The organism is Qipengyuania sp. S6317L1 (assembly GCF_023015615.1).
Taxonomy (GTDB): Bacteria; Pseudomonadota; Alphaproteobacteria; order Sphingomonadales; family Sphingomonadaceae; genus Erythrobacter.
In genome coordinates, this window is record NZ_JALKAJ010000002.1 from 1,271,006 (window position 1) to 1,293,854 (window position 22,849).

At 60.5% G+C, this 22,849-nt stretch carries 23 protein-coding genes; 4 read left to right on the forward strand and 19 right to left on the reverse strand.

The features are described 5' to 3' along the window. Positions 1 to 7: 7 nt before the first annotated feature. From MWU38_RS07480 to MWU38_RS07500, 5 genes are all read right to left on the reverse strand, one after another. Entirely contained in the window at positions 8 to 1,246 is a 1,239-nt protein-coding gene (locus MWU38_RS07480; RefSeq protein ID WP_247271178.1) for an acetyl-CoA C-acetyltransferase, read from the reverse strand. Next, the gene (locus MWU38_RS07485) at positions 1,246 to 2,490 is read right to left on the reverse strand and encodes a CoA transferase (RefSeq protein ID WP_247271179.1); all 1,245 of its coding nucleotides are present in this window, start codon (positions 2,488 to 2,490) and stop codon (positions 1,246 to 1,248) included. The genes MWU38_RS07480 and MWU38_RS07485 overlap by 1 nt, the downstream gene beginning before the upstream one ends. Before the next feature lie 104 nt (positions 2,491 to 2,594). Continuing rightward, positions 2,595 to 3,809: an acyl-CoA dehydrogenase family protein gene (locus tag MWU38_RS07490; RefSeq protein ID WP_247271180.1), complete on the reverse strand. Its 1,215-nt coding sequence runs from the start codon at positions 3,807 to 3,809 to the stop codon at positions 2,595 to 2,597. Between the two features lie 3 nt (positions 3,810 to 3,812). After that, complete coding sequence (locus MWU38_RS07495; RefSeq protein ID WP_247271181.1) at positions 3,813 to 4,019, reverse strand: hypothetical protein; 207 nt, start codon at positions 4,017 to 4,019, stop codon at positions 3,813 to 3,815. Positions 4,020 to 4,022: 3 nt separating this feature from the next. Further along, positions 4,023 to 4,364: a hypothetical protein gene (locus MWU38_RS07500; RefSeq protein WP_247271182.1), complete on the reverse strand. Its 342-nt coding sequence runs from the start codon at positions 4,362 to 4,364 to the stop codon at positions 4,023 to 4,025. Positions 4,365 to 4,561: 197 nt separating this feature from the next. On the opposite strand from MWU38_RS07500, the gene MWU38_RS07505 reads away from it, so the two are divergent. Then, positions 4,562 to 5,566, forward strand: a complete 1,005-nt coding sequence (locus tag MWU38_RS07505) for a right-handed parallel beta-helix repeat-containing protein (protein WP_247271183.1) — start codon at positions 4,562 to 4,564, stop codon at positions 5,564 to 5,566. On the opposite strand, the gene MWU38_RS07510 is transcribed toward MWU38_RS07505, so the two are convergent. Genes MWU38_RS07510 through MWU38_RS07520 form a run of 3 tightly spaced genes read right to left on the reverse strand, consistent with a single transcriptional unit; the run spans position 5,563 to position 7,969 of the window. Further along, complete coding sequence (locus tag MWU38_RS07510; RefSeq protein ID WP_247271184.1) at positions 5,563 to 6,078, reverse strand: N-acetyltransferase; 516 nt, start codon at positions 6,076 to 6,078, stop codon at positions 5,563 to 5,565. The genes MWU38_RS07505 and MWU38_RS07510 overlap by 4 nt on opposite strands. Next, entirely contained in the window at positions 6,075 to 7,169 is a 1,095-nt protein-coding gene (ribA, locus tag MWU38_RS07515; protein ID WP_247271185.1) for a GTP cyclohydrolase II, read from the reverse strand. The genes MWU38_RS07510 and ribA overlap by 4 nt, the downstream gene beginning before the upstream one ends. After that, a complete protein-coding gene (locus MWU38_RS07520; RefSeq protein ID WP_247271186.1) occupies positions 7,166 to 7,969 on the reverse strand; it encodes an exodeoxyribonuclease III in 804 nt (267 codons plus the stop codon). Before MWU38_RS07520 ends, ribA begins: the two co-directional genes overlap by 4 nt. A 96-nt stretch (positions 7,970 to 8,065) precedes the next feature. Between MWU38_RS07520 and MWU38_RS07525 the strand changes: the two genes are divergently transcribed. Continuing rightward, the gene (locus tag MWU38_RS07525; RefSeq protein WP_247271187.1) at positions 8,066 to 9,484 is read left to right on the forward strand and encodes an alkaline phosphatase; all 1,419 of its coding nucleotides are present in this window, start codon (positions 8,066 to 8,068) and stop codon (positions 9,482 to 9,484) included. Between the two features lie 258 nt (positions 9,485 to 9,742). On the opposite strand, the gene MWU38_RS07530 is transcribed toward MWU38_RS07525, so the two are convergent. The 5 genes from MWU38_RS07530 to pabB form a co-directional block, all read right to left on the reverse strand. Continuing rightward, entirely contained in the window at positions 9,743 to 10,420 is a 678-nt protein-coding gene (locus MWU38_RS07530; RefSeq protein WP_247271188.1) for an outer membrane lipoprotein carrier protein LolA, read from the reverse strand. 82 nt (positions 10,421 to 10,502) lie between these two features. Beyond that, entirely contained in the window at positions 10,503 to 10,670 is a 168-nt protein-coding gene (gene rpmG / locus MWU38_RS07535; protein WP_034961594.1) for a 50S ribosomal protein L33, read from the reverse strand. Between the two features lie 155 nt (positions 10,671 to 10,825). Next, complete coding sequence (gene arfB, locus MWU38_RS07540) at positions 10,826 to 11,242, reverse strand: alternative ribosome rescue aminoacyl-tRNA hydrolase ArfB (RefSeq protein ID WP_247271189.1); 417 nt, start codon at positions 11,240 to 11,242, stop codon at positions 10,826 to 10,828. Further along, the gene (locus tag MWU38_RS07545) at positions 11,235 to 11,954 is read right to left on the reverse strand and encodes an RNA pseudouridine synthase (protein WP_247271190.1); all 720 of its coding nucleotides are present in this window, start codon (positions 11,952 to 11,954) and stop codon (positions 11,235 to 11,237) included. The genes arfB and MWU38_RS07545 overlap by 8 nt, the downstream gene beginning before the upstream one ends. Before the next feature lie 58 nt (positions 11,955 to 12,012). After that, positions 12,013 to 13,833 carry an aminodeoxychorismate synthase component I gene (gene pabB, locus MWU38_RS07550; RefSeq protein ID WP_247271191.1) on the reverse strand — a complete coding sequence of 607 codons (1,821 nt, stop codon included), beginning with the start codon at positions 13,831 to 13,833 and terminating at the stop codon, positions 12,013 to 12,015. 157 nt (positions 13,834 to 13,990) lie between these two features. Here pabB and MWU38_RS07555 point away from each other — a divergent pair, with 157 nt between their 5' ends. Further along, positions 13,991 to 15,568, forward strand: coding sequence for a helicase HerA-like domain-containing protein (locus tag MWU38_RS07555; protein ID WP_247271192.1), 1,578 nt, complete (start codon positions 13,991 to 13,993; stop codon positions 15,566 to 15,568). Positions 15,569 to 15,591: 23 nt separating this feature from the next. After that, positions 15,592 to 16,797 carry a serine hydrolase gene (locus tag MWU38_RS07560; protein ID WP_247271193.1) on the forward strand — a complete coding sequence of 402 codons (1,206 nt, stop codon included), beginning with the start codon at positions 15,592 to 15,594 and terminating at the stop codon, positions 16,795 to 16,797. Here the strand turns inward: MWU38_RS07560 and MWU38_RS07565 are convergent. The 6 genes from MWU38_RS07565 to MWU38_RS07590 form a co-directional block, all read right to left on the reverse strand. After that, positions 16,780 to 18,258, reverse strand: a complete 1,479-nt coding sequence (locus MWU38_RS07565) for an ATP-binding protein (protein WP_247271194.1) — start codon at positions 18,256 to 18,258, stop codon at positions 16,780 to 16,782. The two genes, MWU38_RS07560 and MWU38_RS07565, sit on opposite strands and share 18 nt — an antisense overlap. Next, positions 18,255 to 19,004 (reverse strand): response regulator transcription factor, encoded by a 750-nt coding sequence (locus tag MWU38_RS07570; RefSeq protein ID WP_247271195.1) that lies wholly within the window; start codon positions 19,002 to 19,004, stop codon positions 18,255 to 18,257. The genes MWU38_RS07565 and MWU38_RS07570 overlap by 4 nt, the downstream gene beginning before the upstream one ends. Before the next feature lie 145 nt (positions 19,005 to 19,149). Beyond that, complete coding sequence (locus tag MWU38_RS07575) at positions 19,150 to 19,857, reverse strand: hypothetical protein (RefSeq protein WP_247271196.1); 708 nt, start codon at positions 19,855 to 19,857, stop codon at positions 19,150 to 19,152. Positions 19,858 to 20,106: 249 nt separating this feature from the next. Then, positions 20,107 to 20,502: a cupin domain-containing protein gene (locus tag MWU38_RS07580; RefSeq protein ID WP_247271197.1), complete on the reverse strand. Its 396-nt coding sequence runs from the start codon at positions 20,500 to 20,502 to the stop codon at positions 20,107 to 20,109. 10 nt (positions 20,503 to 20,512) lie between these two features. Further along, positions 20,513 to 20,899, reverse strand: coding sequence for a VOC family protein (locus MWU38_RS07585; protein ID WP_247271198.1), 387 nt, complete (start codon positions 20,897 to 20,899; stop codon positions 20,513 to 20,515). 86 nt (positions 20,900 to 20,985) lie between these two features. Further along, positions 20,986 to 22,800 carry an aminopeptidase P family protein gene (locus MWU38_RS07590; protein WP_247271199.1) on the reverse strand — a complete coding sequence of 605 codons (1,815 nt, stop codon included), beginning with the start codon at positions 22,798 to 22,800 and terminating at the stop codon, positions 20,986 to 20,988. Positions 22,801 to 22,849 lie beyond the last annotated feature (49 nt).

Below are 22,849 nucleotides of genomic sequence, written 5' to 3' on the forward strand. Positions count from 1 at the left end.
CCTGTCCTCATTGTGCGCGCTCAAAGACGGCGGCGATACCCTGGCCCCCGCCAATGCACATGGTTTCAAGGCCATAGCGCGCGCCCCTACGGTGCATTTCGGCTGCCATATCGGCAAGGATACGCCCGCCGGTTGCGCCAATCGGGTGGCCCAGCGAGATGCCGGAACCGTTGACGTTGAGGATATCGCGGCGCGAATCATCATCGCTCCAGCCCCAGCCTTTGAGAACGGCGAGGACTTGTGGGGCAAAGGCTTCGTTCAATTCGACAAGGTCGATATCGTCCCAGCTGTAACCGCGCCGTTCGAAGAGCCTCTGGGTCGCGGGCACGGGTCCGATGCCCATGCGCGATGGATCGCACCCTGCCGCTGCCCAGCCGCCGAACCAGAGCGATGGGGTAAGGCCCAGCTCTTCGAGCTTGTCTTCTGCCACCACAAGGCAGGCGGCGGCGGCATCGTTCTGCTGGCTGGCATTGCCTGCGGTAACGATGGCTTGCGGGTCGCGCTTGCCGTCGATGGCGCGAAGTTTGCCGAGCGTTTCCATCGAGGCGTCCGTGCGGAAACCTTCATCCTTCGCGAAAGTCACCGGATCGCCGCGCCGTTGAGGAACATCGACGGTGACAAGGTGGTCGTCAAACTTGCCCGCTTCCCAGGCCGCTGCGGCTTGTCTGTGCGAGCGCACGGCATAGGCGTCCGCTTCCTCGCGGGTGATGTTGTAATCTTTTGCAAGATTGTCGGCCGTCTCGATCATGCCGGTTATCACGCCAAACCGCTCAATCGGCTGGCTCATCAGTCGGCCCCGCGACAAGCGGTCATAAAGCGTAATATCGCCCATGCGCTGTCCCCCGCGACCTTGCAAAGTGTAGTGCTCGACATTGGACATGCTCTCGCACCCGCCAGCGACCACGACGTCCGCCATACCCGTTTCAACCATCATCGCCGCATTGGCGACCGCTTGCAGGCCGGAGCCGCAGCGGCGGTCGAGCTGGTATCCGGGCACTTCCAATGGCAGGCCAGCAGCAAGCCATGACCAGTGGCCAATCGCAGGGGCCTCTCCATTGCCGTAGCCTTGGGAGAAAACCACATCGTCGACGCGTTCCGGGTCGATGCCAGAACGCTCCACCAGTGCTTTCAGGATAACCGCGCCAAGCTCGCCCGCATTCAGGCTGGAAAGCCCGCCGAGGAATTTGCCGACGGGGGTGCGAAGGGGCGAAACAATGGCTGCGCGCCGGGAGACGGGGTTTGACATTAGCGGTTCCTGTAATCGGCGTTTTCATCGGATAGCGAAACGGTGCCAGCATCAATCAGCTTGGCGATGGCACCGGAAGAAAGGCCCAACCTGTCGGCCAACACTTCTTCGGAATGTTGCCCGAGGAAAGGCGCGGGCGCAGGGTCTCCGGCCTCGCGCTCAGGCATATTGGCGAAGCTGCGCGTGGCAGGATAGTCAAAGCCCGACGGGTTTGCAGGCGATGGTCCGAACAGCGGATTGTTATCGACAAGCACCGGATCGGTCGATGCCTCGTGATGCGAGCGGTATTTTTCGAAGGTACAGCCCTGATCCGCCATGCGGCCTGAAAGCGTGTCATAGTCGAAGCTGTCTGCGGCCGTCTGGAAGAGGTCGAAGAGGCGGTGGCGGTTTTCGAAACGCGGGCGGTCACCGGCATCGAAATCCACGCCAAGCTCTTTTTCGAGCGTTGCGATCTCATCGGCCACATCGAAGGCAGCGACAAGGCCGGTCCATTGTTTTGCCGTAAGCGCTGCGACCATGAAACGGGTTCCGCAACTGGCCTGAAAATCGCGCCCGAACGCGCCCCAGATAGCATTGCCCAACCGCTGACGATCGGACCCGCGATAGAGCATTTCGGCCATGGTGCCCGAATTTGCCATCGTCCCAATCGCAACATCGCCCAAAGGCACGCGCATCTCTGACCCCTCGCCGGTGGCGGCGCGATTGTGCAGGGCCGTCATCAGGGCAAAGGCGCTGTATGCGCCGGTGATGAAATCCCATGCGGGAAGTGGCTGGCTAACCGGAGGTGCGGTTTGCGCGTCCCACTCTTCAGGTCCCGTCATAAGGGGATAGCCGGCGGCGGCATTGACGGTGAAATCCATCGCCTGGCGCCCGTCGTGCCAGCCCATGATCCGCACGCTCACCATATCATCACGTTTTGCTCGCATGGCTGCATGGCTGAGGAAGCTTTTCTCAGGCAGATTGGTGATGCACTGTCCTGTCTTGGCGGCCAGCTCCACGCATAGTTCGCGCCCCTCTCCACTGCGCAGGTCGAGGGCGACCGACTTCTTCGCGCGGTTCAAATTCTCCCACGAAAGCGAGCGGCCTTCCTTGGTCAGCATATATCGGTCGTAATCAAGCCCGCCTGCCTTGTGATCGACGCGAATGACCTCCGCGCCCATTTGCGCGCAGTAAAGCCCCGCTGTCGGTGAGGCGACGAAGCTGGAGACTTCGATGATCGAGAGGTCGTTGAGGAGTTTATACAATCGTGATCCCCGTAAAGGCGGGGGCCCTGCTTCTCATGGACCCCCTGATGTAGGTTATCTGGTTTCCCGCGCCCGGCGTTTGCGGCGCGGAAATGACGGGTTGGTTATCCGTTCGCTGCCTGCCATTCGCGCAACATATGCTTGGCGATTTGAAGCTGGAGGATCTGCGTTGTGCCCTCGTAAATGCGGTAGATGCGCGCATCGCGATAAAAGCGTTCGGCGTCGTATTCGGCAAGGTATCCTGCACCGCCATAGACCTGAACCACGCGGTCAACCACGCGCCCGCACATTTCCGATGAGAACACTTTGAACGCAGCCGCCTTCACGAGAATGTTCTCCCCGCGATCGGCCCGCTCGGTCACGTCCTTCATCATCGCCTCGGCGGCATAGATTTCCATTTCGCTGTCGGCGAGCATCTGCTGGATCAGCTGGAAGTTGGCGATGGGTTCGCCAAACGCCTTGCGCTCATTGGCGTAGCGGATTGCGCTGTCGAGAGCGCGCCGCGCATAGCCCGCCGCCGTTGCGCCCACCGAAATGCGCCCGTTATCGAGGCTCTGCATGGCAAAACGGAAGCCCTTGCCGGTCTCTCCGCCCAAAAGCGCATCGCCTGATACCTCAACATCATCGAGCATGATGTCGGAGATATGGCTGCCCGACTGGCCCATTTTCTTGTCCGGCGATCCGGTGGAGACACCTTTTGCGTCCATCGGCACCAGAAACGCGCTGACGTGGGCGTTCTTGGGGAGGTTCTCCTTCTCGGTGCGGGCCATGATAAGGCCGACATCGGCGTGCGGCGCATTGGTGATGTAGCGTTTGGTGCCGTTCAGGACCCAGCCATTGCCATCCGCGCTTGGCCGGGCGGTGGTTTGAAGGCCGGCACTGTCCGAGCCGGATCCCGGCTCTGTCAGACCGAAACAGGCGATCTTGCCTTCAACTAGCTTTGGAAACCACTCTTCGCGCTGCGCTTCGGTCGCGCCGTTCTTGAGCGCGCTTGCGAACATGCCAACGTTGATCGAGAAGATCGAACGATAAGCGGGCGCGGCATAGGCCATGATATTCACGATACGCGCATATTGGCTCATATTGAGGCCAGCGCCGCCGTATTCCTCTGGCACGGTCAGGCCGAACAGGCCCATTTCGCGCATTTCATCGACGATCTCGGGCGGAATCGCGTCGTTCTCGATCACTTGCGGTTCTGCCGGGATCAGGCGCTCGCGCACATAGCGCGTCAATTGCTCGGCGAACTGTTCAAAAACATCGCTGTCCATGCCGGGGTTTGCGCCCGTTTCAGGGGTCCCGACTGCTTGGGGTGCATTCATTGGTTAAAGGCCCTCTCTCTCATCGCCTTTGGTCGTGTCGGTTTGCGGAGCCTCGCTGCGTTTATCATCGCGCGGGTCATCCAGTATTTCGGCCGCCTTGTTCAAGGCCTGCGCTTCATCCTCGCTTACCGGTCCGGCACTGTCAGGCGCACCGCCGCCACAGGCGGCAAGCGACAGGCTTGCCGCGACAAGCGAGACGATTGTTCGCATGATTTATTCCGGCGGGTCTTCGGGAATGTCTTCGCCGCCAAAGCTGTTCACATCAATTGCGGAGGCGGCTTCTGCGGCTTCCGCGGCGGCGGCCGCGTCTGCTGCAACCTGTGCGGCGGCGTCGGCTGCCGCTTCTGTGCTCTCAAGGCTTGGCGCTCTATCGACCGGATCGGCTGGCTCCATTGCCGCTGGGTCTTCGACAGGCTCTTCCGCGACCGGTTCGAGCGCCTCGTCTGCGGGCATTTCAACCGTATCGGGCATCGCCTCGGTCGAGGCATCATCAGCGCTGTTGCACGCGGCCAGTCCAAGGCTGCCAAGGGCAGCTACAATTGCAAGTTTCTTCATTGCGGGTCTCCTCCTCGCGGTCCCATACCTGATCTTCTGAATTCGTGTAGCGGTCTCTCGGGCGGTAAGCCAAGCCCCAATTCGGGTCGGGACACGCTAATCATGTGATTAACCGGTCCAAGGTCCGATGGCTCGAAACGGTACAGCATGAATGAGAGCAGTCCCCGCGCGCGCCCGGTTGGGGTATATCGCGCGGCATGACACGGTTTAGAAATCCTCCCGCCCCTGCTCTATGGCAACGCCTAGTTGCGCGCATCGACCATCTGTTCGCCTTTGGCCTGATGCTGCTTTGCGCAGCGCTTTTTGTGGGCACGCCTGCCAATGCGCAAAGTGCACCCGCTTTCGTGATCAAGGAAAACGGGCGCAGTTTTGATAGTCTCCAGGACGCGGTGAACGCCATCGGTGACAGGCGCGGGACGATTGAAATTGCGCCCGGCACCTATCGCCAATGCGCGGTCCAGACGGCTGGCGTGGTGATTTACGCTGCGCGCGAATATGGCACTGTCACTTTCGACCGCCGTTCATGCGAGGGGAAGGCGGCTCTGGTTTTGCGCGGGCTTGGCGCGGAAGTGCGCGGGCTCACCTTTACCAATATGGCGGTGGGCGATGGCAATGGCGCTGGCATCCGGCTGGAAAAAGGCGTTCTGAACGTCGCCTATTCGAAGTTTTTGAATTCTCAGCAGGGCATTCTGACCGCCGACAATCCGCAGGGGCGCATCTATATCCTGCGCTCGACTTTCTCGGGGCTTGGCACTTGCGAGCATTCCGCAGGCTGCGCACATTCTATCTACATCGGCAACTATGGATCGCTGACGGTCAAGGAAAGCCGCTTTGAAAAGGGCCGCGGCGGCCACTATGTCAAAGCGCGCACGGCCAATGTCGTCCTAGAGGATAACAGCTTCGACGACGCGAATGGCATGGGCACCAACTACATGATCGACCTGCCCGCTGGCAGCAAAGGGACGATTGCCAATAATTGGTTCGTGCAAGGCCGCGACAAGGAGAATTACTCCGCCTTTATCGCTCTGGGCGCAGAAACGCTGCTTCACGATCCCGATGGTCTGGTGGTCAAGGACAACACCGCGCGCTTCGTGCCGGGGCTTAACCGGGCGAGTGTGTTCCTCGCCGACTGGACCAATTCGCGCGTGGTAATGAGCGGCAATAAGCTCGCAAGGGGCCTTACGAAATACGAGCTTCGTTAGGGGTAAAACCCGGGCGCGTAGGTCACTTCGCCACTCGGCATATCGCCATCCAGAAGCAGCGCCTGAAAATACTCGGGCGGCGGGCCGGGGTAGGTCAATTGCGCAAAGTGCCTGAAGCCGAAGCGCGGATAGTATTCATTGCTTCCCAATAGAACGATGCCCTTCGCGCCAAGCGCGCGCATATCGGCGATGCCCCTTGTGACAAGAGTTCCGCCAATGCCCTGATGGTGAAGCTCGGGCCAGACCGAGACCGGGCCAAGGCCATACCAGCCCATTGCGCCGTCGCTGATCGTGACGGGTGAAAAGGCGATATGGCCGACAATGCGTGCCTCATCTTCCGCCACGAGTGAAAGCGTCAGATCACCGTCTTTGCGCAAGGCGTCGACCACGCGCTGCTCGTCTCCTTCGCTAAAGGGCATATCCTTGAACGCAGCCTTGGTGAGCGCGTGGATTGTCGCCTCATCGCCTGATTCTTCAGGGCGGATGGTGATGGGGATTGCAGGGCCCTTCATTTGAGCAAATGCCCCGATCTGTCGCGCTTGGTGGCGAGATAATGCGCGTTGTGGGGATTGTCCGGCAACTGGTGGTGCACCCGCTCGCTCACACGGATGCCGGTCGCCTCGAGGCTTTTGACCTTCGCCGGATTATTGGTGAGAAGGCGAATGGATTTCGCACCGATAAGCTCCAGCATTCGCGCGGCGACGGGAAAATCGCGCGCCTCATCGGGAAGGCCAAGGCGCTCGTTTGCCTCAACCGTGTCGAACCCCTGATCCTGCAAGCGGTAGGCGCGCAGTTTATTGATGAGGCCAATCCCGCGCCCTTCTTGCCTCATGTAAAGCATGATGCCCCATCCGCCGTCATTACGGGCGTGCTCGGACATGGCTTCCAAAGCGGCATCGAGTTGCGGGCCGCAATCGCACTTGAGACTGCCCAGAACATCACCGGTAAGACATTCGGAATGCAGCCGCACCAGCGGTTCGCGGTCGCCCGATTGCTCGCCGATGATCAGCGCCACATGCTCGCGCGTATCCGCGGTTGAGCGAAAGGCGATGATCTGGGCATCCTCATTGGCTTTCACCGGAAGCCGCGCTCTGGTGATGATGTCGAGCCGTCCCGCATCGGTGTAGGCGGCAAGGTCGCTTGCGATAAGCGGATGTGGCTCGCCCCCTGCGACCGGGTCGACCATGAAGGCAGGCAGGATACCGGCGATGCGCGCGTATTCCATCGCCGCAACCGCTTCGTCAGGCCAGCCGATTGGCTCGGCCTTGAACGGGCCTTTGAGCGGGTTGCCAAGATCAAGCGAAGGATCGGCAATCGGGCGCGCAACATCGAGCGTGATCGCCTCGCCCGAACGGATCAGAATGGGCGTGTGCGGCAGGTCATTGCGCGCCGCCTCGAGCTGATTGATGAGCTTCAACGTCGCTGCACGCGCAGCCGATATCAGGAGGTGGCCCGAAGTCGCTCCGCTTGCAATCGCGGTTTCAACCGGCAGCAGCACCGGCCCGCCTGCAAAATCCAGCGCCCAGCCATGGCGCAGCGCATCGACCGCCTGGGCCGCGCGCCGCTCCGGCGAGGGAGGGACAAGGCGCTCGGCTTCGCTCACAAATCGAACTCTGTCACCAGCGGGATGTGATCGGAAGGCTTTTCCCAATTGCGCGCATCTTCGAGCAGGCGGTGCCCTGTTGCCTTGGCCGCCAGCGCGGGCGAGGCCCACATATGGTCCAATCTGCGCCCGCGATCGTTCACACGCCAATCTTTGCTGCGATAAGACCACCAGGAATAATACCGGTCCGGATCGCGGATGAATTCGCGTCCCAGATCGACCCAGCCATGCGCGTCTTTGAAACCCTGGAGCGTTTCAACCTCGATAGGCGTGTGGCTGACCACTTTGAGAAGCTGTTTGTGGTTCCAGACATCGCTTTCCATCGGAGCGATATTGAAATCGCCAACGATCAGCGTCGGCGCTTCAATCGCCTTTGCCCAATCGGTCATGCGGGCCAGAAAATCGAGCTTTTGCCCGAATTTCGGGTTCTTTTCGCGGTCGGGTTCATCGCCGCCTGCGGGAACATAGACATTGTCGACGCGCACCGGTTTTCCGTCGACTTCAGCGCCTACGACCTCAACCCCGACATGGCGCGCCTCGCCATTGGCCTGCCAGTCGTGGCGCGAATATTCGCGGATCGGCACGCGGCTGACGGTGGCAACGCCGTGATAGCCCTTCTGCCCGCAAACCGCCTGATGCTCATATCCAAGTTTTGCCAGAGCCTCTGCCGGGAATTGATGCTCCTGACATTTGATTTCCTGAAGGCACAAAATATCGGGCGCATGATCGCCCAGATATCTCTCGATGATCGGCAAGCGCAAACGCGCAGAATTGATGTTCCATGTGGCGACACTAAGCATGGGAGCGGATTTAGGATGCGGATCGCAAAAACGCCACCTTTCACTTTCCCGCCATGCTTCAAGGCGATAGCAGTGCTGCCAAACGGAGACCCGCATATGAAACGCAACCTTGCCGCCCTTCTCACCGCCAGCGCCCTGTCGCTTGGCGCCTGCACCGCCGATCAGGGCGCGCCATCCGTGGCTAGCGCATCGCAGCCTGCCGAGAGCGAAGCCCCGAGTGCGAAGAATGTGATCCTGTTTATCGGCGATGGAATGGGCATCTCCACCATCACCGCTGCGCGCATTTACGCCGGGCAAAAACGCGGGGCCAGCGGGGAGGAAAACGTTCTTCCCTTCGAGACATTCGACAATGTCGCCTTGGTCAAGACATACAACACCAATGCCCAAGTGCCCGATAGTGCGGGCACAGCGACCGCCATGCATTCAGGGTCCAAGACCCGCATCGGCGTTGTCGGCATCGGTCCACAGGCGACGCGCGGATCATGCGCCGATGCGCTGGCGCACCCGCTTCCGCTGCTTGGTGAAGAAGTGAAGCAACGCGGCCTTGCTCTTGGCATCGTCTCAACCGCTCGCATCACGCACGCAACCCCGGCGAGTGTCTATGCCAGAAGCGCGGATCGCAATTGGGAAGGCTTTATCGACCCGGAAAGCGGCCAGGACGAGGCCGGTTGCAAAGACATCGCACAGCAACTCATCGAGGCTGACTGGGATGTGGCTCTTGGCGGGGGACGCTATAATTTCTTTGGAAGCGAGGCCGATGGGCGGCGCACCTCTCCATCTGCAAACCTTGCCGCAAGCTGGGTGAGCCGGACGGGCGGAAGCTATGTGACAAACGCAGAAGAGCTTGGAAAGGCGCCAATGGATGCCCCTGTGCTCGGCCTTTTCTCTCAGAGCCACATGACCTACACCGCCGAACGCGGGGCAGATAATGCAGAGCCGACACTCACCGATATGACAGCGCAGGCTATTGCGCGGCTCAAGACCGATCCGGACGGGTTTTACCTCATGGTCGAATCGGGCCGGATCGATCACGCACACCACGACGGGCGCGCAGGGGTTGCCTTGGAAGAAACGGTCGAATTTGCCCGCGCGATCCAACATGCAATCGACAACACCGATCCCAATGAAACCCTGATCATGGTCACCGCCGATCACAGCCACGTTTTCACAATCGCCGGATATCCGCGGCGCGGAAACGACATTCTCGGGCTGGTCGTGCCGCCGGCAGGCGACATCAGCAACACCGAAGAGCCGCTGCCCGCGAATGATGGCAAGCCTTATACGACGCTTGGTTATGCCAACGGCCCGGGCGCAATCGCAGGAATGGACCCGCGCCCTCTTCCCGAAACGGGCGTGAGCGCGCGCCAGCAGGCGACTATCCCCTTGTCCAGTGAAACGCACGCCGGCGAGGATGTTGCCCTCTACGCTCAAGGACCCGGCGCACAAAAGGCGCGCGGCGTGATCGAACAAAATGTCATTTACGACATCATTCGCAGCGGATTTGGTTGGGAATAGCGGGCAGGAGAGAGAAGGCCGGACCGAAACAAAAACCGGCAATAAAAAAGCCTCAGTGCCGGGGGCGATGGCACTGAGGCTTTAAAGTCAGCGTTCGTCACGCTTGGACAAGACACCCCGTTAAAGAGGAGAGACAACAGGGGGGAAACCTCGTCCTCCGGGCGTCTTGTGAAGTCTTTTTACGATTGTCCGGCTTTCACGTATATGAACGCCCACCTAGTTTTGTCGCAAAATTACAACTTTTGGCGGGTGAGACGTTCACCCCGGCCGACGAGACGAGCGGCGCGGATCGTCGAAGCTGAACGTCGAATCAGGAACAGCAATTCCATAGCGGTGAGACGACAGCCGAACCGTGGTGCGGTGATTCTGTGCGTCGAGGGCCACCCAGTGGGTAAGTTGCAATCCGCCGGGCGCATTTCCATTGCGCACGAAGATAAGATTGATGCGGCCAAACTCGGGGCGGTCTGGATCGCGCACGTCGATGCTGATCACATCGGAACTGCCCGTTGGGACAAGAGTGCCGTATTGCGCCACATCGCGTTCAGGATCGAGAAGCGCGCCCAAGGGCGAGTTTTTGATCGGCCAGCGTTCGACCTGGCGCACCTCGTAATCGACCATGTAAAGCGATTTGCCGTTGGAGACGACCAGCAGGTCGGCATTCTTGCCATAGTCGAAGCGGATCTTGCCCGGCCGCTTCAATGTCATCGTCCCGCGCGCGACATTGCCGGAGCGGTCGATCTGCTCGAAGCTTGCCTTCATCGTCCCGATTGACCGCAGCGCAGTGACCGCGCGATTGAGGTCCGCGCTGCGCGTCTGCGCGCTCGCCTCGGCGGGGGTGAACGGGCCGGTTGGGGCGCCAAGCCCGGTTCCAAGCATGACTGCGCCCGCAAGCGCTGCGATGGCAACGCGCGGGCGAAGAAGTTTGAGTGTTTTCATGGACGCACAGTTACGCGTGAAGCGTTGAACTGTCGATGAATTTGAAGCGACCAATTGGTTCAGATCCAACGGTCCCAAGACCTTACTTGATCTTGGCTTCCTTGAATTCAACGTGCTTGCGCACAACCGGATCGTACTTACGGAAAGTCATCTTCTCGGTGATGTTGCGCGGGTTCTTTTTGGTCACGTAGAAAAAGCCGGTGTCAGCGGTGGACACGAGACGGATTTTCACGGTTGCTGGCTTCGCCATGGCGGTTTCCTAAACGGTATGATGAGGCCAAATGGCCGTAAAAACAAACAGCGGCGCTGGACCGTTACCATTGCTGGTTTAGGGATCGCCGCCTTACAGACGCGCGCCTCTGGGCGATTCACGGGGAAAAGTCAAGAAGAGTCGCTGCGTTTGGGTCACCAATCCGAGCGCGACACCTTGCCCCGCTTGGCCTTGACCTCACCGCGTGCTTTCTTCGCCTTCAATCGCTGGGTCTTGCCCACGCGGTTCACGCGGGTCTTGGCGCGTTTCTTTGGCGCACGGTGCGCAGCTTTAAGCATTTCCTCGAGCCGCGATCTGGCGAGTTGCCGATTCGCTTCCTGCGTGCGGTGCTGGCGCGCGGTGATGAGGAGGTCACCTGAAGCGGTAAGCTTTGACCCCGCCGCCTCGCGCAGCCGTGCAAAAACGGGAGGGGGCAGGCGCAGGGCATAGATATTGACGCGCAGCTGCACCTCGGTCGCGACTTTATTGGCGTTTTGTCCCCCGGGGCCAGAGCCTGCAAGGAAGCTTTCTTCCGCCAATGCGTGAGCGCGATCGAGAAGTGTGTTATCCATCGTCCTTCTCGGTTGCGGGCGGCATTATCGGTGGCGGCGGAGCGGTCAGCCCGGCGCGCACAAAGTCCTCGGGGAAGGGAGAGTGCGCGGTAATGGCATCCTTGCCCGCACGCTCTACCCCGAGGGTTTCGGCATGGAGCATGGTGCGCGGCGCGCCCTTGTTCTGGCCTCTCACCGGACCATAGACCGGATCGCCCAGAAGTGGTGCGCCGAGCCCTTGAAGAGCGTGAACGCGCAATTGGTGGGTGCGGCCTGTTTCCGGGCGGAAACGGATAAGCGAGCGTACGCGATCTCCCTCTCCGATGGTTTCGAGCAATTCCCAATGCGAAACCGCTGGTTTGCCCTTCTTTGCTGCAATCATCCGCCAGCCTTTTTCCGCCGAGCTGATCTTTGACAATGACAGCGCAATCGTGCCCGAGGTTTCAGCGGGCTTGAAATCGATCACTGCGAGGTAAGTCTTGGCCACGAGCCGGTCTTCGAACGCCTTGTTGAAGCGTTTCAATGCCTTGGGATTGCGGGCAAGCAGCAGACAACCCGAGGTGTCGGTATCAAGCCTGTGCACCGCAACAGGGCGGCGCTGAAAGCCGAGCTTCAGATCATCGAGATGATCTTCGAGGCACGGCCCCCCGCGTTTTGGCCGATCAACGGGAAGCCCCGCAGGTTTGTCGATCACCAGCGCTTCGCCGTCTTCGAAGAGGATTGTGGGGGCCATTAATATCACTCCGTGCGCGCGCCCGAGCTTTGAAACATGCTCACCGCGAGCGGGTTTTCTAGATCAATCTGGCTGCGAACAGGCCCCTTACGGCGTTTCCAAGCTGAAAACCATCCTTGAGGTCATCAAGCGTCAGTTCCGCCTCGCGCGCCTGGCCTTTTTCGATAAGGTATTCGCGAAGAACCCCCGGCAAAAGGCCGAGCGAAGCGGGCGGGGTAAGAAACACGCCATCGGCCTCGACGAAGATGTTGGTGAAGCTTCCTTCGGTCACAAGCCCGTCTTCGCGCACAAGAATCGCCTCGACCGCGTCAAAGCCGTGGGCGGCACGAAGCGCGTCTTCGTAAAAGCCCCGGTCGCTCGTCTTGTTTGCCAGCCGCCAGTCCGACGAATCAAGCGGGCAGGGCAGTGCGACCACGTTGGCTGTGTCCGCAAAGCTTTCGGGCATCGGCCCTGTCTCGATCACGCTCGCCCCGCTTTTTGAAACCACCAGCCGCACTTTGGTTGGCTCTGAAAGCTCGAACACCATGCCGTGTATCTGATTGCGCAGAGCGTGTCGGTCGAATTCAAAACCGAATTTGGCCGCGCTCTTTTTCATGCGCGCCAGATGCAATTCAAGAAGCGCAATGCCTGTTTCAGGGTCAAAAGCCATCGTCTCGATCAGGTCAAAACCACCAGCGCCGGACCCACGCGCAAAGCCTGCCTTGACCTCGCACTCGCGCCTTTCGGCAAGCGGGTCGCTGTCAGCGACGATGGCTGAACCCACGCCAAGCACGGCGTGACCTTGCCCGTTCTCGATCGGTGTCAGGCGAAGGGTGCGGATCGCGACATTGAACGCGGCCGTGCCGTCGGCGCCGATGCGCCCGATGCTTCCGCAATAGGCCCCGCGCGCATCGCGTTCGTGGCTTTGGATGAGTTCCATAGCGCGTATCTTGGGCGCGCCCGTAATCGAGCCGCAGGGGAACATCGCGCGCACCAGATCGCTTGCGGATTTCCCCTCGGCAAGGCTGGCGCGAACGCTTGAGACCATCTGATGAACTGTTGGATAACTCTCGATCGCGAAAGGCGCATCGACCTGCACGCTTCCCGCTTCAGCGACGCGGGATAGGTCATTGCGGATAAGATCGACGATCATCAGGTTTTCCGCGCGGTCCTTGACCGAGGTGCTGAGTTCTTCGGCAAGCGCCCTGTCGCTTGCCTCGTCACTGCCGCGTGGACGGGTGCCTTTCATCGGCTTTGCCTTGGCATTGCCTTGCGGGTCCAGCGCCACGAAAAGTTCGGGTGAGAAGCTCAACAGCCAATGTGAACCGTCGTAGATCACGCCGCCATACCCGGCATTCGCCGAGCTGCGAAGCTGCGCGTAGAGCGCGAGCGGATCGCCGCGATAAGAACCGGTCAGCGGATAGGTGAGGTTCGCCTGATAGATGTCGCCATCATGGATCGCCTCACGCAATGCAGCAAAGGCGCTGCTGTATCCCGCAGGCGAAAGCGCAGGTTCGAGCGGGCCAAGCTTCGCCTCGCCTTGTGCTCTTGCGGCGAGCCAGGCGGGCACGTCCTTCGCGGCAATCCGCTCTGGTTCATCGAACACGCCAAGCCACACCAGCGGGCCATTTGCACCGGTGCGCGCATCGGCCAGGGGTTCAAGCCTGCCTTCAAGCGCGAGGCCCGCTTCATAAGCGATCAGCCCTGCAAGCTCGCCACCCTTTTGCCGCGCGGCCTCTGCCGCTTCGAGAGCGGGGACAACTTCATCACTGTGATAGGCAACGAACACTTCGCGCGGGGCCGAATACAGCAGCGCATCGGCTGGCCCGCTGCCGCCTTCATCTGGCGCGCGGGCATCGTCGAGCAGGACGAAGCTTTCATTGTGCGGCGATTGACCCATCGCTTCCCGCTTTAGGCCGCTCCACACCCCAAGTCGATAGCGCGATTTTGTAAGCAACTGTAAGCCGGTCCGCCTGCAATGACGCGCGGTGGTTGACCCCACGGCCTTGCGCGGCCAGAGTTTTGCCAAGGCAAAATTTGTAAGGGTTTGACGCGCGATGAGCGATATTTTTCTTGGGCTTGGGGCAAATGGCGAAAATCAGAGCCTCGCATTGTCGCGGGCAAACCGCCACGGGCTTGTCGCGGGCGCGACCGGCACGGGTAAGACGGTCACGCTTCAGGGGCTCGCTGAAAGCTTTTCTGCCGACGGTGTCCCGGTCTTTGTCGCCGATGTGAAGGGCGATCTGTCCGGCATTGCCATGCCCGGAAGCCCTACCTTCAAACATGCCGACAAGCTTGAAGGCCGTGCCAAGGAACTTGGCATGGATGACTATGGGTATTCGGACAATCCGGTCATTTTCTGGGACCTTTACGGCAAACAAGGCCACCCGATCCGCACCACTATTACCGAGATGGGCCCGCTGCTTCTTGCGCGGCTGCTCGACCTTAACGACACGCAGGAAGGCGTGCTTCAGATCGTCTTCCGCTATGCCGATGACAATGGGTTGCTGCTGCTTGACTTCGGCGATCTGCAAAGCCTGCTCCAATGGGCAAACGAGAACGCCAAAGAACTCTCGGGCGCAGGATATGGCAATGTGTCGAAGCAGTCAGTGGGCGCGATCCAGCGGCAACTGCTTTCTTTTGAATCCCAGGGCGCAGACTATTTCTTCGGCGAACCTGCTCTTGAGATCGACGACTTTCTCAAGAAGGATGAAAACGGGCGCGGCTATGTTAATGTGCTCGCCGCCGATCAGCTGATGCGTTCGCCAAAGCTTTATGCGACCTTCCTCCTGTGGCTTTTGGCAGAATTGTTCGAGAGCCTTCCCGAGGTGGGCGATCCTGAGAAACCCACGCTCGTCTTTTTCTTCGATGAAGCGCACCTTCTTTTCGATGACGCGCCCAAGGCCCTGCAGGACAAAATCGAGCAGGTCGTGCGCCTCATCCGGTCGAAAGGCGTCGGCGTTTATTTCGTTACCCAGAACCCGATCGACATCCCTGAAGAAGTTGCAGGGCAATTGGGCAACCGCGTACAGCACGCTTTGCGCGCTTTCACGAAACGCGACCAGCGCGCGATCAAGGCGGCGGCGGAAACCTTCCGCATCAACCCCGATCTTGATGTGGAAGAGGCGATCACTGAGCTGAAAGTGGGCGAGGCGCTTGTCTCGACCCTCGACGAAGAGGGCGCGCCCACGATTGTCCAGCGCACGCTTATCAAACCGCCGCGCTCTCGCCTTGGTCCGGTCACTGCAAAAGAGCGCGCCATTATCCAGTCGGTGAGCCCGTTCGACGGCAAGTATGACAATATTGTCGACCGCGAGAGCGCCGAAGAAGTCCTCGCGCAAAAGGCAGCGGATGCGGTGGAAACGGCCAAAGAGGTCGAGGAAAAGGGCGAGAAAGAGGTCGCCAAACGCTCGCGCAAGAGCACGTCCATCTGGGAAAAAGCCATATCGCGCGGCGCCAAGGTTGCAGCAGGCGGTGTCGCTGGCGTTGCAGCCTCCACCATTCTTGGCAAGAAATCGCGCGCCAATCCGGTGGCTTCGGGAATAACCTCGGCGGCAGGCTCTCTCGCAACAGATCTTGCAGGACCGATTGCCGGACGATTTGTGCGCAATCTCATTGGTGGTTTGATGCGGTGAGGCGGGCGCTTGCCAGCCTCGCGATGCTTGTCCTTGCCGCGTGTTCGGCGGCGGGAACCAGCGGCGAGGCGCGCCAGCTCGTTAGCCCCGCAACTGCCACAACTCCCGCGATGCCCATAACGCCTGCGACGGTCGTGGTCGCCTTTGACAGCGAGAACATCACCCCGCTGATCGTCGAAGGCCTCGCCGACCGTTCCACGGGCCGCAAGGTAGAAGCCAATGATCCGGTGCGCATCGCCAGCATTTCCAAGCTTGTCATGGCGCTTGCCACCATGCGTCTTGCTGAAGAGGGTGTGGTCGATCTCGATGCCGACGTGTCGCAATATCTCGGCCATAAGGTGCGCTCCCCCGGCTTTCCCGACACACCTGTCACGCTGCGGCAACTGCTCGGGCATCGTTCCGGTCTGAGGGATAGCGCCGGCTATGTGATACCACTTGGCGAAAACCTTGAAGACAAGCTTCGGGATCCGGCCAGTTGGTATGCCGACGCCCCTCCCGGAAGGGCGCCTTTCGCCTACTCCAATTTGGGCTCACCTGTCGTCGCCAGCGTGATCGAGGCAGCCATTGGCGAGCATTTTGACGCGCTGCTCGAACGGTTGGTGTTTGCGCCATTGGGGGTGCAAGGATGTGCCAATTGGATTGGTTGCTCGGCTGAAATGGCGGCGCGTGCGGTCACGCTTTACCGCGATACAGGAGAGGTCGCGCGCGATGATGCAGCCGACCTGCCGCCCAACTGCACGATCCCCGTCACGCAAAAGGTCGAATGTTCGCTCGAAACTTACGTGCCCGGCTCCAATGCGAGCGTTTTCAGCCCGCAAGGCGGCGTGCGCATCGGCATGATGGACCTGGCAAGGATCGGACAGGCCCTTCTGGATGAGAGTGACGGGCTTGTTTCGCGAGCATCACTTCAAGCCATGTTAGCCTCCGCCGCCCCGCGGATCGAAGGGCAGGAGTTTTTCTGCGGCTACGGCCTTCATCTTCAAGCGATCGAGACGCCGGGGCGAACATGCGCGGACGCGCTCTTCAAGGATGGTATCACCCGCTATGGCCATGCGGGCGAGGCTTACGGCCTTCGCTCCGGCCTGTGGTTTGACCCTCAAGGCGGGACGGGCATCGCCTATTTCACATCTGCCGTTCCACCGCGTCAAAGCGCAGAGGACGAGGGTGGATTTGACGAAAGGGAGATCGCGCTTATCGCGCGCGCTCAGGCGTTAATTGCTGAGCGGTAAGCGGATTTCGGCGCGCAGTCCTGAGCTTTCGGGGTTTCCCTCGGCGCGGTTGGCCAGAACAAGCTGGCCGCCATGCGCCTTGGCAATTGCCTGTGCCAAAGTAAGGCCCAGCCCCGCGCCCCCCGTTGATCGGTTGCGCGAAGCCTCGCCGCGCGCAAATGGCTCCAGCATTGCGCCAAGCTCCCCCTCGGGAATGCCCGGCCCATCGTCTTCCACCCGCAAAATCGCATGGGTTTCGCCGCGCACTACCGACACTTTCGCGGGCCCTGCATAGCGCAGACTATTGCTAACAAGGTTGCGCAGCGCGCGCTTGATCCATGTGATCTGGACATTGGCAACGAGGCGCTGGGGCGCTGTTATGGTGACGGTTTCGCCCATATCCTCAAACTCTTCGACCACTCCGCTTGCCAGAGCGCCAAGGTCGACCGGCTCGGTTTCAAGCGCGTTTTTGCGGCCCAGCCTTGCAAGAGTGAGAATGTCGTCAAGCGTTGCGGTGATGTCCTCGATCGAGGCTGCCATCTTTGCTCTCTGTGCATCGTCCGAAACGCTTTCAATGCGCACCCGCAGCGCGGCGAGCGGCGTTTTGAGATCATGGCCGATCGCACCCAGCATAACGTCCTTTTCATCGAGCAAAGCCGCAATGCGCGCTTCCATTGCGTTGTGGGCCGCGATCAATTGGCGCGTGTCCTTGGGGCCTTTTTCAGGCAGTTCGACGACATTTTCCGGATCGCGTGCAAATTCCTCAACCCGGCCCCTGAGCATGGCCAGCGGGCCGGTGATCCGCCTCAGCACAAAGAAGAGGACAACAAGCAGCAGCGCGAAGGTGACAAGCGCTGGCACAGCGACCACGCCCAGCGCCCCTTGCGCGCGCGGTGGCATCAGGAGCCGCGCGCTTTCCCATTGAGCGCCTTCCTCGCGCTGAATGCTGGCGATGAGCAATTTGCGTTCACGCCATTCCTGACTGGCAGCAAGGCGCGGGCGGCGTTCGGCAATGCGCGCAAGCAGCGGATCATCCCCGGCCTCGATCATCACGAGTGAAAGTGCATTGGGCACAATTCCCTCGTTCGCCAACACTTCGCCAAGGCGTTCTGTCAGATCATCGCGGATCGCCATGTCGACTGATGCCAACGGGCGGTCCTGCGTGATATCGTAGCGCAGCGCCCTGGGCAGGCGATCACGTGCAAATTGCTCTGCTTCCGGCCCGCCCGCTTCGCGCAAAGCGCGGCGTTGGTCGCGAAATCGCTGTCTGTCATCGCGCCGATCAAAACTGTCATCTGCCCGCACCCCGCGTTCTGCGCCATTGATCAGGCGAAAGGCGAGAGTGGTGACCGCGGCCGCTTCGCGCCGGTCTTCGCTGGCGCGAACCAGAAGCGCGACGGATATCGCCTGCGCCACCAGAAGTGCGAGCGCCACGCTGAACATGACTTGCCCGAACAGGCTTGAGGGGAGAAGCCTTCTCACGAAATGGCGGACTGCTGGGGTGGAGGAATGCGTTTGACGTTGGCGGCAAATTGGTATCCGCCGCCGCGCACCGTTATAATGAGCCGCGGATCGCTTGTATCAGCTTCGATCTTGCGGCGCAGGCGGCTGACCTGATTATCGACGGCGCGGTCAAACAATTGCGCCTCGCGCCCTTGCACGAGGTCCAGCAGGAGGTCGCGGTCCAGAACCTTGCGCGGGGCATCGAGAAAGGAGCGCAAAAGGCGATATTCTGCCGTTGAGATCGGTACGGTGACACCGTCGGGATCGGTCAATTTGCGCTTGAGCGGATCGAGCAGCCACCCTTCAAATTCGTAAAGCCAGTTTTCCATCTGCTCGGTCGGGGTGGCGTTACGCTCAACCCGGCGCAGAACGGTGCGAATACGTGCGACGAGTTCGCGCGGCTCGAAGGGTTTGAGAACGTAATCATCCGCACCAAGCTCCAGCCCGATGATGCGGTCCATCGCTTCTGTTTTGGCGGTCAGAAAAATGACGGGGATCCCGCGCGCTTCGACCAGGTGTCGGCATAGCGAAAGGCCGTCCTCACCCGGCATCATAATGTCGAGAAGGACAATATCGGGTTGCAGGCTCGTGAGTTCTGAGCGCGCAGCGGCCGCGCTTTGCGCTTCGGTCACGGCAAAACCCTGGCCAACGAGATACTCCGCCAATGGCTCGCGCAAGCTGGCTTCGTCATCGACGAGGAGAATGTGGGTGTGTGGTTCGCTCATAGTGGTTCTGGAAGCATGAAAGGAGTGGGCCCGGTGCGCAAGCCTCTTGGGAGGGTGCGTCACCGGGCCGGTGGTGTGATCTGGCAGCTTGGGTCAGGGAGAGGGGGGACCCTGCACGGCCAGACCACGTTGGGCTTGGTTGGCGTTAAAGTGAAGAACGCTGTGAGCGGCGCTCTTCGCGACGTTCCTTGCGCTCGGCCTTGGCCGCTTCGCGTTCGGCCTGGCTGATTGTGCCATTGCCGTCGGTGTCGATCCGGGCAAAACGGGCCTCCACGCCTGCGTCAAATTCAGCCTTGCTGATCATTTGATCGCCATTGGTGTCAGCGCGTTGCAGCATACGGGCCATGCGGTCACCGCGTTTGCCCCGGTGTCCAGCCTGTCCGGCTTTGCCGCGTCGCATTTCGCCGCGCTCAGCCCGGCGTTCCTGCCGCGCCTCACGGCCAGCGAGCATTTCAGCCTCGGAAAGGCCGCCGCTGCCATCGGTGTCGAGGCGTTCGAACATACGCGCCTGACGCTCTGCAGAGCGGGCTTTGCGCTCAACAGCGCGGGCTTCGCGCGCCGCAGTCATTTCGGCCACGGTCACTTCGCCATCGCCATTGGCATCGGTTTCGGCAAAGCGGGCTTGGCCGCGTGCCTTGCGATCATCTTGGGTCAATTGGCCGTCGCCATTGGCGTCCATGCGGGCAAAGCGTTCGCTGGCTTGCGCTTTGGCCTCTGCCAGGGTGATTTCGCCATCGCCATTGGTGTCGGCTTTGCCAAAACCGCGCTCGCCCGATTGGGCATAGGCGAAGCCTGCACTGCCAAGGGCGACAGCGGTTGCGGCAGCGGTGAGAGAGAGTGTGAACTTACGCATGAGGGGTCCTTTCAGGAGGTCTATTCTTCTAGCGTGAATTGCAGCAAAGACGCCGAAAGAGCATGGCAATCGCGGGGTCGTTGGGGGTTGATGGCCGGCCCTTGGCTCAAGAGCTTTGCCGCAACTCACGAGACCCTTTCTAGGGCATGCATGTCGCAGGAGTATGCCGAAGGACTGGCACTTTGTCGCAGTTTGTATCAGGCAGGCGCCTGCGTTCACACAGCTGCAAGATTAACGCAAAAATTGCCCCTATCGCGGACGATGCGCGGTGCCTTCGCCTGCGGTAATAAAGATCGCGGTCGCGCTCTCTTCGACATCGGCAATGTGCCACACGCCGCGCGGATTGATTGCAAATTCACCCGGTCCAAGCGTCACTGTCTTGCGGGTTCCGTCAGGAAACTCCTGCGTTAAATCCATCGCACCGGCCGTGCAGATCACGACCTCTTCCCCCTTGGGGTGCATTTCCCAGCTGGGCCAACTTTCGGTGAAGGTGTGCTGTGAGACGAGGCGGCCTTCTGCGCCATCCCCGCCATGACGCATGCCATAACCCTCGTACCACTCTATTCCGTCAAAAGGCGGCTGGGGCACGGCGGTCGCGCCGAGCCCCAGATGAAGGAATGTTTCGGCCAGTTTGGGCGCGCTCATTGGGCCCTCCTCATGATTGGGGCGGCGTCATGCAGAAGACGTTCAACTTGTTGCCATCGAGATCGCGGAAGTAACCGGCGTAAAAGCCGTCTTCGCCGCGCGGGCCCGGCTCGCCCTCGTCCTTCGCGCCATTTTCCATGGCAACCTCGTACACCGCCTTCACCTTTTCGGGGCTGTCCACCATCAAAGCGACCATCGTGCCATTGCCAACGCTCGCCGCTTCGCCGTCGAACGGCTTGGTCGCAGCAATGCCGGCGGTGCCGTCTTCAAAGCTGCCCCAGGCGATAAACTCGCCCTCTTCCATCATGCGGCCATAACCCATCGCGCCTGCCACCTTGTCGTAAAAGCCAGCCGCGCGCGGCAAGTCGTTTGTGCCCAGTGTTACATAGCCGATCATGTGCGTTCTCCCTTAACCGTGAGCCGCGAATTGCGACTCGGAACAGGTGGAACATTAGTGGAACATCAGTATTTGCGCAATTAGGTTCAAAGCGGCTGCGTCTCGCGCTCGACCCATGCCAGATCCTCGCCATCAAGCTGCGGCGCGAGCAGTGCGCGGACCTTTGCGTGATAGTCATCGACCCATGCGATCTCGCTTTTTGTCAGAAGATCCTTGTCAATCAAACGGCGGTCGAGCGGGACCCACGTGAGGCAGTCAAAGCCGAGATAGCGTCCTTCTGCGCCCTCGATCTCGCGCTCTAAGGTCAGGACAAGGTTCTCGATACGGATGCCGAAAGCGTCCGGCTTGTAATAGCCCGGTTCGTTCGAGAAGATCATGCCAGCGTGAATTTCCTGAGAGGTGCCGGCTTGTCCGCCGGAAGGCTTGGCGATGCGCTGTGGCCCTTCGTGGACGGAGAGGAAACTGCCAACGCCGTGGCCTGTGCCGTGGGCGTAATCGACGCCCGCTTCCCACAGATATTGCCGCGCAAGCACATCCAGTTGGCCGCCGTTTGTGCCTTGCGGGAAGACCGCGCGATCGATTTGGATGTGGCCCTTGAGAACGCGGGTGAAACGGTCGCGCATTTCTGCGGTCGGGGCGCTTCCTTCCGGCGTGTCGATCCAGATCGTGCGGGTGATGTCGGTGGTGCCGTCTTCATACTGACCGCCGGAATCCACCAGATAGATCGAGCCGGGGGGCACGGGGATGTTGCTGTCTTCGTCCACCTTGTAGTGGGGAAGCGCCGCGTGCCCTGCGGCAGCAGAGATGCTGGGGAATGAAAGGTCGCGCAATGGGCCTGCCTCGCGCCGGAAGCTTTCGAGTTTCGCCGCAGCGGACAGTTCATCGACCGTGCCCTTGGGGGCGGTGACTTCCATCCAGTGCAAGAAGCGCGCAACCGCCGCGCCATCGCGGGCCTGTGCATCGCGGTGGCCCTGCACCTCGACCGGGTTCTTGATCGCCTTGGGCAGGATCGTTGGGTCCTGGCGGAATGTGAAATTGGCCCCGCCTGCCCGTAACCCTTGCGCAATGCCGACCACGCCATAATCGGGGTCAAGGCTGACGCGCTTGCCTGAAAATTCGCCCAATGCGTTCGTAAATTCGGAGCGGTCGCGGATGGTGACGGCATTGCCCAAATGCTGGGTCAGTTCAGGTGTCACTTTTTCGGGCGCGATGAAAAGCTCTGCGGTTCCGTCCTTATGCGCGATCACATAGGAGAGCGCGACGGGCGTGTTGCTGACATCAGACCCGCGGATATTGAGCAGCCATGCAATCGAATCGAGCGCGGTAATGACGGTTGCTTCCAGCCCCTTTGCGCTCAACCAGTCAGCGACCTCTGCGCGTTTTTCGGCTGAGCCGCGTCCGGTCAATTCGTCAGGCTGGATAATCGCAGCGGCGTCGGAAGGGGCGGGCTGGTCCGACCATACTGCATCGAGTGGGTTGCTGTCGGCAGGAACCATGGTGACCCCTGAACCCTCAAGCGCGTCTTCCTGCGCCTCAACCCAGCCCCATGTATGAAGCCACGGATCGTAAGCGATATTTGCACCGTCCTCACACACGCTGCCAAGCCAATCGCTCAAGCTGTCGCCGGGAACAGAACGATATTCGAACAGGTTGCCGTCCACCTGATCGCGCACTTGCACGGTGTAGCGCCCGTCGACGAATATCGCTGCATGGGTAAGCGTTACGCAGGCAAAACCGGCCGATCCGCCAAAGCCGGTGAGCCATTTAAGGCGCTGCGCGTAATCGCCCACATATTCACTCATATGTTCATCGGAGATCGGAATGACGAAGCCATCAAGCTTGCGCCGTTTCAATTCCTCACGCAGGGCTTTGAGGCGCGCTTCGTGGGTCTGCATCAGCATGGGGTCGGCTCCTGTTCGGTCGGCGGGGTCTTGTTCCGCACTGGTGTCT